General features: G+C 51.2%; 13 protein-coding genes. 3 read left to right on the top strand and 10 right to left on the bottom strand.

Annotated features, from left to right (window positions below):
- Positions 1-232: transposase (locus AAG834_RS10905; RefSeq protein ID WP_342032136.1), on the top strand; the 232-nt coding region annotated here is incomplete at its 5' end.
- A gap of 500 nt (positions 233-732) precedes the next feature.
- Here AAG834_RS10905 and AAG834_RS10900 read toward each other — a convergent pair.
- Positions 733-1,878, bottom strand: coding sequence for a hypothetical protein (locus AAG834_RS10900; RefSeq protein WP_342032135.1), 1,146 nt, complete (start codon positions 1,876-1,878; stop codon positions 733-735).
- Positions 1,879-2,132: 254 nt separating this feature from the next.
- On the opposite strand from AAG834_RS10900, the gene lysS reads away from it, so the two are divergent.
- Entirely contained in the window at positions 2,133-3,644 is a 1,512-nt protein-coding gene (gene lysS / locus AAG834_RS10895) for a lysine--tRNA ligase (protein WP_342032134.1), read from the top strand.
- A gap of 197 nt (positions 3,645-3,841) precedes the next feature.
- Here lysS and AAG834_RS10890 read toward each other — a convergent pair whose 3' ends face one another.
- The 5 genes from AAG834_RS10890 to AAG834_RS10870 all read right to left on the bottom strand — a co-directional run bounded on the left by AAG834_RS10890 (position 3,842) and on the right by AAG834_RS10870 (position 10,340).
- On the bottom strand, positions 3,842-4,510 hold the full coding sequence (locus AAG834_RS10890; RefSeq protein ID WP_342032133.1) for a LemA family protein: 669 nt from the start codon (positions 4,508-4,510) through the stop codon (positions 3,842-3,844).
- A gap of 80 nt (positions 4,511-4,590) precedes the next feature.
- Positions 4,591-7,806 carry a carbamoyl-phosphate synthase large subunit gene (carB, locus tag AAG834_RS10885; protein WP_342032132.1) on the bottom strand — a complete coding sequence of 1,072 codons (3,216 nt, stop codon included), beginning with the start codon at positions 7,804-7,806 and terminating at the stop codon, positions 4,591-4,593.
- An 11-nt stretch (positions 7,807-7,817) separates the two neighbouring features.
- Positions 7,818-8,351, bottom strand: coding sequence for a hypothetical protein (locus tag AAG834_RS10880; RefSeq protein WP_070681324.1), 534 nt, complete (start codon positions 8,349-8,351; stop codon positions 7,818-7,820).
- Positions 8,352-8,896: 545 nt separating this feature from the next.
- Complete coding sequence (locus AAG834_RS10875) at positions 8,897-9,895, bottom strand: hypothetical protein (RefSeq protein WP_342032139.1); 999 nt, start codon at positions 9,893-9,895, stop codon at positions 8,897-8,899.
- A 55-nt stretch (positions 9,896-9,950) separates the two neighbouring features.
- A complete protein-coding gene (locus tag AAG834_RS10870) occupies positions 9,951-10,340 on the bottom strand; it encodes an endonuclease domain-containing protein (RefSeq protein WP_342032131.1) in 390 nt (129 codons plus the stop codon).
- A 452-nt stretch (positions 10,341-10,792) separates the two neighbouring features.
- On the opposite strand from AAG834_RS10870, the gene AAG834_RS10865 reads away from it, so the two are divergent.
- The gene (locus AAG834_RS10865) at positions 10,793-11,764 is read left to right on the top strand and encodes an IS110 family transposase (RefSeq protein WP_446740457.1); all 972 of its coding nucleotides are present in this window, start codon (positions 10,793-10,795) and stop codon (positions 11,762-11,764) included.
- A gap of 51 nt (positions 11,765-11,815) precedes the next feature.
- On the opposite strand, the gene AAG834_RS10860 is transcribed toward AAG834_RS10865, so the two are convergent.
- The 4 genes from AAG834_RS10860 to AAG834_RS10845 form a co-directional block, all read right to left on the bottom strand.
- Complete coding sequence (locus AAG834_RS10860) at positions 11,816-12,343, bottom strand: REP-associated tyrosine transposase (protein WP_342032130.1); 528 nt, start codon at positions 12,341-12,343, stop codon at positions 11,816-11,818.
- Positions 12,344-12,554: 211 nt separating this feature from the next.
- Positions 12,555-12,929, bottom strand: coding sequence for a hypothetical protein (locus AAG834_RS10855; protein ID WP_342032129.1), 375 nt, complete (start codon positions 12,927-12,929; stop codon positions 12,555-12,557).
- 71 nt (positions 12,930-13,000) lie between these two features.
- Positions 13,001-13,135: a hypothetical protein gene (locus AAG834_RS10850; protein WP_003761118.1), complete on the bottom strand. Its 135-nt coding sequence runs from the start codon at positions 13,133-13,135 to the stop codon at positions 13,001-13,003.
- A gap of 73 nt (positions 13,136-13,208) precedes the next feature.
- Positions 13,209-13,466 (bottom strand): SemiSWEET family transporter, encoded by a 258-nt coding sequence (locus AAG834_RS10845; protein ID WP_003765608.1) that lies wholly within the window; start codon positions 13,464-13,466, stop codon positions 13,209-13,211.
- Positions 13,467-13,518: the final 52 nt, after the last annotated feature.

Genomic DNA, 13,518 nt, shown 5'->3' with positions numbered 1-13,518 from the left:
AAAAGCCCACCGCAACCGTCCGCTGACGGAAGCGCAAACCAAACGTAACCGCTATTTATCGAAGACCCGTTATGTGGTGGAACAAAGCTTCGGTACGCTGCACCGTAAATTCCGCTATGCGCGGGCAACCTATTTTGGTCTGCTCAAAGTGAGTGCGCAAAGCCATCTGAAGGCGATGTGTTTGAACCTGTTGAAAGCGGCTAACAGGCTAAGTGTGCCTGTTGCTGCCTAAAAGGTGGCCCGGATGCCTGATTATCGGGTATCCGGGGGGGATTAAGGGGATATTTGGGTAAAATTAGGAGTGATTTGGGGGGGCGGAAATAGACGAAAACCTGTGTTTGGGTTTCGGCTGTCGGGGGAAGGGCTTTTTTGCAAAGGTCTCGACCTCTTTTTAACCTGTAACCTGCCCCTCTCCCGTCTGGCGGGAGAGGGCTGGGGAGAGGGTGGTTCTACGGGCTTTACGAATTTGATTTGACCTAAAGCCATAGAACCACCCCCATCCTAATCTTCCCCCGTCGGACGGGGGAAGGGGCAAGTTGCCGTTGCTGCAATCCGTAGCGTGGGTTCTACCCACGAAATCAGTGAAACGTGACCATCCAATTCAGTTTTTAGAAGATAGATTTCGTAGGCAAAGCCCACGCCACAAACTGGCGAGGATTAAATAAAAGGTCGTCTGAAAACTCAACTTTCAAGTTTTCAGACGACCTTTCGTACCATGACAAGATAGTTGGCTTATGCTACTGAATTTTGATGAATCAGGCAGCCCATATAGAGATTGCCGTCTTTCTGCCAGCCGAACAATTGGTTTTGCTGGTCGCTGTTTTCAGCCATCAAGCCCAAAGTCAGCCAGTGGCTTTCTCGCGGAAGTTGACCTGTATACGGTTCGGGTGTGTGTATCAGGGGCAGGTCGAAATTATCGTTCCAGCTGACACCTGCTTGGCGAAGTTTGCCGACGTATTGTTGCGTATCTTTAGGAGGTGCGGCAAACCAAGCGGCATGGATGGTGCGGTTTTTCAAAGCGTAATCGGCGTAGTGTCGGAAAGATTTGTTTTGCGCCGTTTCATCGGACAAGGAGATGGCAATCGGACGCTGCAAAACGGCTTTGACGGGCAATTTGTTCTGTTTGGCGGCATAAGGCGAGGCAAACGCCAGCCAAGTCGCGTTTTCTGTAAACTCGGCATCTGAAGCATCTTCGTTCAGCCATGCTGAAAAAATCACATGGACGCCTTCAAACTGACGGTTTTCCACCCAATCACCCATCAAACTTTCGCCATCAGACAGAGGCTTGATGGTCGCGCGGACACCCGCCATTTCGGCGATTTCTTCAAATCTTTGCTGCCAGTTCAAATACGCTTCTTCATCCGGCGCATCGATGTGCAGGGTCACAGGCTGCCGATACTCCGCCAATTCGCTCAATTTTTGGTAAAAATGTTCGGCAACGTAAGGATAGCCGCTGCGCCACAGGTCTTCGTCTTCGTCACGCGGAAACAGAAAGAGGTCGGCATTTCGTCCGCCCGACGCTTGGGTAATGACGTCCGGCAGCGACAAGGGTTCGGGCAGGATGGTATGCGAATCGACCAATACGATGCTTCTTTGCGCCCAATCCGTCCATTTTTTGCGGATATTTGATTTTTCGGTTTCCCAAGCATCTGCGGCCGCGCTGCGGTTCATCGACAAGATAAAGCGGTACAGCAAAGCCGCGCCCCAAACGCCAACCGGTATCAACAGATAAAACGGGCTGATTTTCAGCCACAACACAACAATCAACGCCGCAATGAAAAGCAAAGCCAATACCGTCAGCCATACCCAAGGGGTATTCCACTTGCTGTTTTTGCGGGCGACGATGGTATCGGGGATATCAGGAATAGACCAGTACATAATCTTCAGATATTGATTTGAAATAAATGGAATGAGTATAACAGCAAAAAAGCCAAATGTTTTTCCAAACTTGATTTCAGGTATCTTTTTCCCGCCAAACGGATTGACCGAAAACCCCTGTCCGATGTTTTTCAGACGACCTTTTGAGCCGGATAGAAAAAAACACCGACATCGCGTAAAATATGCGCAAATTTTGTGATTCAATCAGGTCGTCTGAAACAGATTGCGCCTGATTTATTTTTCCGGAAAACACTATGAGCGAACAAAACAATCCGCAAACCGAGCCGCAGTTGGACGAAAACCAAATCATCGCCCTGCGCCGCGAAAAACTGCACAACATCCGCCAACAGCGCAACGCCTATCCCAACGACTTCAAGCGCGACAGCTTTGCCGTCGATTTGCACGCCCAATACGGCGAAATCAGTAAAGAAGAACTCGACCCGCAAGCCGTCCCCGTTAAAATTGCCGGCCGTATGATGCTCAAGCGTCAAATGGGCAAGGCGAGCTTTGCCACCATTCAAGACGTGACCGGTCAAATCCAGCTTTATCTGAACAACAAAGGCGTGAGTCAGGAAGTTTTGGATGATTTCAACCATTGGGACTTAGGCGATATCGTCGGCGCGGAAGGTACTTTGTTCAAAACCAACCACGGCGAATTGACCGTGCGCGTGTCCGACATCCGCCTGCTGTCCAAGTCCCTGCGCCCGCTGCCCGACAAACACAAAGGCTTGAGCGATCAGGAAACCAAATACCGCCAACGTTACGTCGATTTGATTGCCAACGAAGAATCGCGCAATACGTTTATCAAACGCAGCCAAATCATCCAATCCGTGCGTAATTTCATGGTGAACGAGCATTACTTGGAAGTCGAAACCCCGATGATGCACCCGATTCCCGGCGGCGCGACGGCGAAGCCCTTCGTGACCCACCACAACGCTTTGGACATCCCGCTCTACCTGCGCATTGCCCCCGAGCTGTATCTGAAACGCTTGGTAGTCGGCGGTTTGGAGCGCGTGTTTGAAATCAACCGCAGCTTCCGCAACGAAGGCATGTCGGTGCGCCACAACCCCGAATTCACCATGATTGAATTCTACGAAGCCTTCTCCGACTACGAACGCATGATGCAAATGGCGGAAGACATCATCCGCAACGCTTCCCGCGCGGTAAACGGTACGGCGAAAATCAGCTACAACGGCAAAGAAGTTGATTTGGAAAGCCCGTTTGAGCGCCTGACCATTCTCGACGCCATCAAAAAATACAATCCGCACTACACCGACGAGCAGTTGAACGATGCGGAGTGGCTGAAAAAAGAAATCGTCAAACACGGCGAAAGCCTGCCGCCGTCTCCCGGCATCGGCAGCCTGCAACTCGCCTTGTTTGAAGGTTGCGCCGAAAGCAAACTGTGGAACCCGACCTTCATCGTCGATTACCCGGTCGAAGTTTCCCCGTTGGCACGCGCTTCGGATACCAAACAAGGTCTGACCGAGCGTTTTGAATTGTTCGTTGTCGGCCGCGAGCTGGCAAACGGCTATTCCGAGTTGAACGACCCTGAAGACCAAGCCGAACGCTTCAAATCGCAAGTGGCGCAAAAAGACGCGGGCGACGACGAAGCCATGCACTACGATGCCGACTACATCCGCGCAATGGAATTCGGTCTGCCGCCGACAGGCGGTTGCGGCATCGGCATTGACCGCCTGGTAATGCTGCTGACCGATTCGCAAACTATCCGTGACGTGATTTTGTTCCCGCAGATGCGTCCCGAATAAGGTAGATAAAAGAAAGAGGTCGTCTGAAAACCGGAAGATTGGTTTTCAGACGACCTTTTGTTTAAGCTAAATTTGATTCAGATTCAGCCCCTGTTTTTCAAGTGCCCATGTAATTCCTGCACGCTGTATACGCCTAGGGAGTTGCGGCTTTTAGGTTACCCCGTTGGCAGCTTTATTGCCTGGTACTCAGGCTAGGCTTATTCTGGTTTTTCGGACGGTGTATCAGCGGTATTGTCTGCGCTGTTGGAGGGTGGCGTTACATCGTTAGTCTGATTTCCCAGTTGTTTTTTGTTGCCCTGTACTACCTGAACAGCCTGAGTGGAAATATTTTTTACTGCTTTTGCGCTGCTTCCGATAATTTCTTGCAGTACAGCGCTATCATCGCGCGCAAAATTTTGTACTTGTGCATCAAATTTTTCATCATCGCTGTCAAAGTAATCCACTGTGCCAAACGACAGTTTTTGCGCTACTAACACCGCAGGAAATGAATTACGGTAGCTGTTGAACTGCTTCACGCGGTTATTATAATTTTCTCGGCGCGCCAAAATGTCATTTTCCAATGTTTCGAGCTGCCCCATCAGTTTTTGATAGGTGGCATCTGCTCTCAGTTGGGGGAAATTTTGTGCCATCGCAGCCAGTTGTTGGGTGTTCTGCGACTGAGCCACACGTAGTTGAGTGACCTGTTCGTGTTCTAAATAACCTGAAGCAATTTCAATAATTTGCCCGCTCAGTTGTTGACGTTTTTTTAATCCCGCCTGCAGATTGGAAAATCCTTCACGGATATTCTGCATACTGCTTTGTAACTTGTTGTATACCTTCACCAGCCACAAAACGATAACTATCAAAATCACTAATAACCAAAACATTTTATTTTCCTTTTGCTGTGTATTGTCAAATTGCAGGCTGCCTGAAATTGTTTTTTATTTTCAGGCAGCCTGTATTTCCATTACTTCAACGCCTTCAACCGTCCATGCAACTCCTGCACGCTGTACACGCCCAAGTGGTCGCGGCTTTTTGCGCCTTCGCTCATGGCTTCGCCGCCGGCGATGGTGGTGTATTGCGGCACGCGTTGGGTGAGGGAGGTGCGGCGGATGCTGTGGCTGTCGGAGATGGATTGCGCCGAGCTGCTGACGGTGTTCACCACCAGCGCGATTTCGCCGTTTTTAATCGCGTCCACGATGTGCGGGCGGCCTTCCTGCACTTTGTTTACCGCCTGCACGATGATGCCGTGCTCTTTCAGGTATTCGGCGGTGCCGCGTGTGGCGCAGACGCCGTAGCCGAGGGCTTGGAAGTTTTGCGCGGTTTTGACGATGAGCGGTTTGTCTTCGTCGCGCACGGCGAGGAAGATTTTGCCGGTCGGGTTCAGGCGTTCGCCTGCGCCGAGTTGGGCTTTGTAGTAGGCTTCGCCGAAGCTTGCACCCACGCCCATCACTTCGCCGGTGGAGCGCATTTCGGGGCCGAGGATGGTGTCCACGCCGGGGAATTTGATGAAGGGGAACACGGCTTCTTTAACGGCATAGAAATCGGGGACGACTTCTTTTTCCACGCCTTGCTCTTGCAGGGAAATGCCTGCCATGCAGCGCGCGCCGACTTTGGCGAGCGGTACGCCGGTGGCTTTGGAGACGAAGGGGACGGTACGGCTGGCGCGCGGGTTCACTTCCAATACGAACACCACGCCGTCCTGTACGGCGAACTGTACGTTCATCAGACCGACCACGCCCAGCGCGTACGCCATGGCTTTGGTTTGGCGGCGGATTTCGTCTTGGATTTCTTCGCTGAGCGAGTAAGGCGGCAGCGAGCAGCCGGAGTCGCCGGAGTGGATGCCTGCCTGTTCGACGTGCTGCATGATGCCGCCGATAACGACGTCTTTTCCGTCTGAAACGCAGTCCACATCCACTTCAATCGCGTTGTTCAGGAAGAAATCGAGCAACACGGGGCTGTCTTCGGATACCTGCACGGCTTCACGCATGTATTTTTGCAGCTCTTCGGCGGAGTGGACGACCTGCATGGCGCGGCCGCCGAGGACGTAAGACGGGCGCACGACCAGCGGATAGCCGATTTCTTCGGCTTTGACGAGCGCTTCTTCTTCGTTGTGGGCGATGCGGTTGGGCGGTTGGCGCAGGCCTAAGTCGTTCAATACTTTTTGGAAGCGTTCGCGGTCTTCGGCGGCGTCGATGCTGTCGGCGGACGTGCCGATGATGTTCACGCCGTTTTCAACCAGCGCGTTGGCGAGTTTGAGCGGGGTTTGACCGCCGTAATGCACAATCACGCCCCACGGATTTTCAGTGCGGACGATTTCCAACACGTCTTCCAGCGTCAGCGGCTCGAAATACAGGCGGTCGCTGGTGTCGAAGTCGGTGGACACGGTTTCGGGGTTGCAGTTCACCATGATGGTTTCAAAGCCCGATTCGCGCAGGGCGAGCGCGGCGTGAACACAGCAGTAGTCAAACTCGATGCCCTGACCGATACGGTTCGGGCCGCCGCCGAGAATCATCACTTTTTTACGGTCGGAAGGACGCGCTTCGCATTCTTCTTCGTAAGTGGAATAGAGGTAGGCGGTTTCGGTGGCGAACTCGGCGGCGCAGGTATCGACGCGTTTATAGACGGGATGCAGCTTCAGTGCGTAGCGGTGTTCGCGCACTTCTTTTTCTTTTACGCCCAAAAGCTGCGCGATGCGTTTGTCGGAGAAGCCTTTGCGTTTCAGACGACGTAAGGCGGCGAAATCCAAATTTTGCAGGCAACCTGCACTTACCTGCTGCTCTTCTTTCACCAAGTCTTCGATTTGCGCCAAGAACCAAGGGTCGATGGCGCAGATTTCGTGGATTTCTTCCAGCGTGAAGCCCGCGCGGAACGCGTCTGCCACAAACAGCATACGTTCAGGGCCGGGGTTCGCCAGTTCGCGGCGGATTTCCGCTTTGTCGGAGCTTCTCGGATTGAAACCGCACAAACCTGTTTCCAAGCCGCGCAGGGCTTTTTGGAAACTTTCCTGAATGGTGCGGCCCATCGCCATCACTTCGCCCACCGATTTCATCTGCGTGGTCAGGCGGTCGTCTGCGGCGGGGAATTTTTCAAACGCAAAACGCGGGATTTTGGTTACCACATAGTCGATGGAAGGCTCGAACGACGCGGGCGTGCGGCCGCCGGTGATGTCGTTGCGCAACTCGTCCAGCGTAAAACCGACCGCCAGCTTCGCCGCCACCTTCGCAATCGGGAAACCCGTCGCTTTTGAAGCCAGCGCGGAAGAACGGCTCACACGCGGGTTCATCTCAATCACAATCATCTCGCCGTTTTCAGGGTTCACCGCAAACTGCACGTTCGAGCCGCCCGTGTCCACGCCGATTTCGCGCAATACTGCCAGCGAAGCGTTACGCATGATTTGGTATTCTTTGTCCGTCAGCGTTTGCGCCGGCGCAACCGTAATCGAGTCGCCCGTATGCACGCCCATCGGGTCGAAATTTTCAATCGAGCAGATGATGATGCAGTTGTCGGCCTTATCGCGCACCACTTCCATCTCGTACTCTTTCCAGCCGAGCACGGACTGCTCAATCAGCAGCTCATGCGTGGGCGACGCATCGAAACCGCGTTCGCAAATCGCCAAAAACTCGTCTTTATTGTAGGCAATGCCGCCGCCCGAACCGCCCATCGTGAAAGACGGACGAATCAGCGTCGGGAAGCCGACCTGCTCTTGCGCTGCCAAAGCTTCGTTCATTGTGTGGCAGACAAAAGATTTCGGGCAGGAGAGACCGATTTTTTCCATCGCCTCCTTAAAGCGGCCGCGGTCTTCCGCCTTGTCAATCGCGTCTTCCGTCGCGCCAATCAGCTCGACATTGTATTTCGCCAGCACGCCGTTGCGCGCCAAATCCAGCGCACAGTTCAGCGCGGTCTGGCCGCCCATCGTGGGCAGAATCGCATCGGGCCGCTCCTTGGCGATAATCTTCTCCACCGTCTGCCACATAATCGGCTCGATGTAGGTAACATCCGCCATTTCAGGGTCGGTCATAATCGTGGCGGGGTTGGAATTCACCAGAATGACTTTGTAGCCTTCTTCACGCAAAGCCTTACAGGCCTGTGCGCCCGAATAGTCAAATTCGCAGGCCTGACCGATAACGATAGGGCCGGCGCCGATGATAAGGATGGATTTTAGGTCGGTACGTTTGGGCATGGGGTGGGTCTCTATTTAGTTAAAATTAAATCATTTTTATCATACGAAAATGTAATGTTGGGGTACTTTTGTTGCAAAACTTCCCATGATTGATAAGTTTCTAAGAATTGCGCACCCCCATCATTTGGATCGATTTGCACATGCCATATTAAATCATTCCCTGTATATGGATCTAATGTTATGTCATTGTTAAAAAATAAATACCAGTCCATATTTTCATATAAGAATTTATTTATTTCTTTTTCTATTTCCTTATATTTTTTTTCGTTAGTTGAAAAAATATTTTTGAAAGAAAATTTAGTTCTAACAACTAAAATCTCATTAGAAATTAAATAGTCAATTATTGACCGATAAACTTCCTCTGCAGCATTTACAATAGATGTATTTGTATAATTAATAAGTTGCCCACAAAGTGCAATTATTTTTCCATCTACTACTTTTAAGTCTAGATAACATTGTCCGCCATTATCCCAAAATGCTTTAAAAGGCAATCTTTTTTCGATACCAAAATAGTTTTTCTGGTTCAAGTAAATATCACTAAACATTACTAACTCCTTGGTTAAGTGTAACAAGGCTCGTAGCCCGTATGTAGGACGGTACGCACGCACGCGTTCCCCATTTTCCCTACAACCCCAGCCCACCGCGTACGTGCCTTGCGGCACACACCCTACCGATGGGTTCAAAGGTCGTCTGAAAAAACGCTCGCGGCGTTTGTTCCATCTGCCTTGCGATAAAGGCTACCTGAAAAATTCCCGCTGTTGATATTTCGGGCATTCTTTTTCAGACGGCCTGCAACGCTTGAATCCGCTGCAATCTGCTCCCTCCCCCGTGGGAGGGCTGGGGAGAGGGCATTCTCCGAATTTCGGCAACCTTACCCAACACCCTAACCGGCCAAATACAAGCCTTGCGGCTTGTTGCCCTCTCTCTAGCTCTCTCCCACGGGAGAGAGGACGGGGTGGCTGTTGGGATTAAGGGGGCTGCAACCCTAACCCACCGCGTGCGTGCCTTGCGGCACATACCCTACCGATGGGTTCAAAGGTCGTCTGAAAAAACGCTCGCGGCGTTTGCTCCACCTGCCTTGCGATAAAGGCTACCTGAAAAATTCCTGCCGTTGATATTTCGGGCATTCTTTTTCAGACGACCTGCAACGCTTGAATCTGCCGCAACCCGCTCCCTCCCCTGTGGGGGAGGGCTGGGGAGAGGGTATTCTCCAAATCGCAGCAATCTTTCCCAACACCCTAACCGCCCAAATACAAGCCTTGCGGCTTGCTGCCCTCTCTCTAGCTCTCTCCCACGGGAGAGAGGACGGGGTGGCTGCAGGGATTAAGGGTTCTGCAAGGAAAATAGGTTGTGCAGGCTGCTTTTTGTTTTTCAGACGACCTGAAATCAACGGTTGTAAATCCAAGTTGCTTTTCAAACTGCCTGTAACCGTAAAACCTGCTGCAACCTGCTCCCTCCCCCGTGGGGGAGGGCTGGGGAGAGGGTATTCTCCAAATCGCAGCAATCTTTCCCAACACCCTAACCGCCCAAATACAAGCCTTGCGGCTTGCTGCCCTCTCTCTAGCTCTCTCCCACGGGGAGAGAGGACGGGGTGGCTGTTGGGATTAAGCAAGCCGTAGCCCGCATGGTAGGGTGTGTGCGGTACGCACGCACGCGTTTTCCATTTTCCCTGCAATCTCAACCCACCGCGTGCGTGCCTTGCGGCACACACCCTACCGATGGGTTCAAAGGCCGTCTGAAAAAACGCTTGCGGCGTTTGCTCCATCTGCCTTGCGATAAAGGCTGCCTGAAAAATTCCCGCTGTTGATATTTCGGGCATTCTTTTTTCAGACGACCTGCAACGCTTGAATCCGCTGCAACCTGCTCCCTCCCCCGTGGGGGAGGGCTGGGGAGAGGGCATCTCCCGAATGACGGCAATCTTTCCCAACACCCTAACCGCCCAAATACAAGCCTTGCGGCTTGTTGCTCTCTCTCTAACTCTCTCCCACGGGAGAGAGGACGGGGCGGCTGTTGGGATGAAGGGTTCTGCAAGGAAAACAGGTTGTGCAGGCTGCTTTTTACTTTTCAGACGACCTTTATAAATGCTCAATTCAGGCAGCCTGCACCTTATAATTTTTAATAATTTAATCAAAATCAGCCATCTGCTACCGTGCAGACTGCTTTTCCAATTCCTGCAACACGCGCAGGATTTCTGCCAGCACATCGTTTGTCTGCTGCAAAATTTCGTGATTCCAAAAACGCAGCACGGTAAAGCCCAGGCTGTTCAGATATGCCGTCCGCGCGTGGTCGTATGCGGCTTGTTCCGCGTGCTGCCCGCCGTCTGCTTCGATAATCAGCTTGGGCGTTACGCACATAAAATCAACAATATAATTTCCCATCAGCTGCTGGCGGCGGAATTTATAGCCGTTCAGACGGCCTGCCCGCAGGTGCTGCCACAATTTTGCTTCCGCCTCGCTCATTTCTTTACGCATGGCTTTGGCGCGTTGATGCAGGGCGGGGTTGTCGGCGGTCAATAGTTTTTCGGACGGGTTCATTTTTTTATTATTAGGTGTGGGAAACCCCTTGATGACAATCTTTTTTCTTTTTTCAGACGACCTTTTGCGTTTTAATTTTACACAGGCCGTTTGAAAACTTCCTTAAAGGCTGGTGATAAATGTAATCAAGCAAGCGTAGGTTGGGTTGAGAACCAAACTCAAACTGCTTAACTGCCTAAAAACGTTGGGTTTGGTAACCCAACCTACTTTAGGCTCGTCTGAAATTCGTTCGCCATTTTGTAGGTTGGGTCATGACCCAATATAAAACCATCAAATCATCTGCTGGTGTTGGGTTTGTCAACCCAACCTTGTATATAGGAACTCCCGTATCATAGCAACAAACCGCCCGGCCGCCACCCGCACCCAACCAAGGCAAACAACCGTTGCGTAGCTCAGGGAGCGGTCGGGCAACCCATCGACACAACCGGACAGTTGCCAGACAACACAACCGAATGCAAGGCAGGTTTATGATGAGTACCCAATACAATTACGCAGGCATCGATATCGCCAAACGAAACTTCGTCATCGGCATCACGTCTTTGCAGCGCACCAAAACCGAAACCAACAACCCAAAAGGTATCGCCCATACTATCGAATACCTTAAAAAACACAAGGTCGCCCTCGTCGTGATGGAAAGCACCGGCGGTCTCGAAATCCCCGCCGCCAAAGCCATCCACCGTGCAGGCATTGCCGTGATTATCGCCAACCCGCGTCAGACGCATCAGTTTGCCCAATCGCAGTCGCTGACCAAAACCGACGCCAAAGATGCCAAAATGCTCGCCTTCTTCGCGCAGATGACGGCACAGAAAGAGGATTGGCAAACCATGCTCTACCACCCGCCCACCGAAGCGGAAGAAGTGTTGGAAGCATTGGTTAACCGCCGCAACCAGCTGGTGGATATGCGGACTGCCGAGAAAAACCGTCTGCATCAGGTTCATGAAACGCAAGTCGAAAGCGTCAAACAACTGATTGCCCATTTTGACCGGCTGATTGACGAATTGGACAAACAAATCGACGACCACACCCACACGCATTTTGACGGCAAAGCCCAAGTGGCTGAGCAAATCAAAGGCATCGGTTCGATAACGACGGCTACGCTGATGTCGATGCTGCCCGAATTGGGACGGCTGTCGCACAAACGGATAGCGAGTTTGGTCGGCATTGCCCCGCACCCGAGGGAGAGCGGGGAAACCAAATTCAAAAGCCGCTGCTTTGGCGGAAGGTCTGCGGTGCGTAAGGCACTGTATATGGCTACCGTGGTAGCGACACGTTTTGAACCGCTTATTCGGGATTTCTACCAGCGCCTGCTGTCCAAGGGTAAGCCGTATAAGGTTGCCGTTACGGCATGTATGCGCAAACTGCTGACGATATTGAATGCCCGGATGCGTGATTACTTTGCCGAAAATGGTATCCAAACGGCTTGATTTGAGTTTTTGTATTTTTGCCCGACGGGGTGAAAAATACAGTTGCTACGTTTATTCGCCAAAACCGTCTTCAATTTCCACACCATTCCCTGCCCAATCCATCGGCAAAATTCCTTTTGCCACATATTGTTGGAATGATGAATATTGCCAATCCGCCACGCGTTTGACGTATCCGTGTTTCACGGGATTGATATGGATGTAATCAATATGTGCGTTCAAATCCTGCTCATTACGGATTTCATGTTCCCAATAACGCCGCTGCCAAATGCCGCGCTCTCCTTTGGTCTGGCGCGAAATGGAAATGGCCTCGGTTTTAGGTAATGCTTGGGAAAATTTGGCTTTAATCAACCGTAATCGGGTCGGATAATCGGCATCGTTTTCAGGTAGCCTGACAAGCAGGTGCAGGTGGTCGGGTAATATACATACGGCGATAATTTTAAACGGATGCCGTTGTTTTACTTGTGTAAAAGCATCCCGCAATTTATCAATGTGTTCTACCAATAACCGCTGTTTCCTGTCTTGCAGTGTAAGTGTGAAGAAATAATATCCTCCTTTGGTAAAAGCTCGGCGGTATTGCATGGTTTGTCAGTAAGTTGTTTGTTCAATGTTGGGTCTGGCAACCCAGCTTACCCTTGAGGTCGTCTGAAAATTCTCGCTGTTTAGTAAACCCTAAAGATTTCTGCCGCAATTATTGATATGTAGACCTTGGTGAGTTTCTTTCCGGTAATGTTGAGAACGTTAGTTTGTTATGGTGTATTGAGTGGTGGGTGCTGAGTTGCAGAATATGGTTTTATTCTATGTCTATGATGGTTTGTACGCCTTCTAATATTTTATTGGATAGGTTTTCTAGGCTTCTTGCGCCTTCATCGACCCTCGATCCTTTTTGTTTGAGTGCCTGATCCATGTAGATGCTGCCTGCCATGGCGGGTTCTTTCAGGCAGTGGTCTACGGAAAATTGCTCCAATTCTGCGGCGGTTGTCGGGATGGTGCATTCTGAATTGGCTATGGTTTTGCTGCTTTCAGAGATGGTTTTGTATACGCCCTGGGTGGCGGAATCGAAGATGTCCGCGCCGAGTTGGCTGATTTTTTTCAGGTCGATGGTTTTGTCACCTGCGAAGGCGGGGGCGCTCATAAGCAGGCAGAGGAGTAAAGCCGTTTTTTTCATGAAATGCCTTTATGGATGGGTTTTCTTCAGGCGGTTTGACGGCAAACCGCCTTGTGGTTTGGTGTAATGTGTTAACGATTGTTTTGTTTTTGGTAGTCGTCATTCCATGCTTGTACGGCTGTGTTGGCATCGCGTGCGACGGAATGGATGGTGTTGCACGCGGATAATGCGCCAATTAATGCGATAAACAGGGCTACTTTTTTCATAGGGTTAATCCTTATGTTGATGGTGGTGAGTAAGGCCGGCCAGTGTTTGGCCGGCATGAAATCGGTATGATTTTTAAAAGCTGGTGATAAAGGTAATCAAGCCCAAAATGATGCCGGGGGCGTTTGCCAGTACGACGGGGTAATCGCGTTTTTCTTTCAAAAAGCCGTAGGCAACCCATAATGTGCAGTTGATGGCGGCGACGAGGGGTTGCAGCGGCGAGCCGGGGTTGCCCGCGAGGTTGTTTTGGATTTGCGGGATATAGGAAACGTACATACCTACGGCGGTCAGGGTGGCGACGACGGAGAGTACGCGCATTTGTTTTTCAGTCATGCTTTTCCTTTCTGATTTGAGGGTTGGGAGGTTGATTTTTCAGACGACGTTT

It is taken from the genome of Neisseria sp. Marseille-Q2251, from assembly GCF_940793045.1.
Classification (GTDB): Bacteria; Pseudomonadota; Gammaproteobacteria; order Burkholderiales; family Neisseriaceae; genus Neisseria.
This window is presented reverse-complemented; position numbering and strand designations above follow the sequence as displayed.

What these genes read in the sequence shown, in the direction of transcription:
- AAG834_RS10900 (WP_342032135.1), bottom strand. Translation starts at nt 1,878, where the DNA reads ATGTACTGGTCTATTCCTGATATCCCCGATACCATCGTCGCCCGCAAA.
- lysS (WP_342032134.1), top strand. Translation starts at nt 2,133, where the DNA reads ATGAGCGAACAAAACAATCCGCAAACCGAGCCGCAGTTGGACGAAAAC.
- AAG834_RS10890 (WP_342032133.1), bottom strand. Translation starts at nt 4,510, where the DNA reads ATGTTTTGGTTATTAGTGATTTTGATAGTTATCGTTTTGTGGCTGGTG.
- carB (WP_342032132.1), bottom strand. Translation starts at nt 7,806, where the DNA reads ATGCCCAAACGTACCGACCTAAAATCCATCCTTATCATCGGCGCCGGC.
- AAG834_RS10880 (WP_070681324.1), bottom strand. Translation starts at nt 8,351, where the DNA reads ATGTTTAGTGATATTTACTTGAACCAGAAAAACTATTTTGGTATCGAA.
- AAG834_RS10870 (WP_342032131.1), bottom strand. Translation starts at nt 10,340, where the DNA reads ATGAACCCGTCCGAAAAACTATTGACCGCCGACAACCCCGCCCTGCAT.
- AAG834_RS10865 (WP_446740457.1), top strand. Translation starts at nt 10,793, where the DNA reads ATGCAAGGCAGGTTTATGATGAGTACCCAATACAATTACGCAGGCATC.
- AAG834_RS10860 (WP_342032130.1), bottom strand. Translation starts at nt 12,343, where the DNA reads ATGCAATACCGCCGAGCTTTTACCAAAGGAGGATATTATTTCTTCACA.
- AAG834_RS10855 (WP_342032129.1), bottom strand. Translation starts at nt 12,929, where the DNA reads ATGAAAAAAACGGCTTTACTCCTCTGCCTGCTTATGAGCGCCCCCGCC.
- AAG834_RS10850 (WP_003761118.1), bottom strand. Translation starts at nt 13,135, where the DNA reads ATGAAAAAAGTAGCCCTGTTTATCGCATTAATTGGCGCATTATCCGCG.
- AAG834_RS10845 (WP_003765608.1), bottom strand. Translation starts at nt 13,466, where the DNA reads ATGACTGAAAAACAAATGCGCGTACTCTCCGTCGTCGCCACCCTGACC.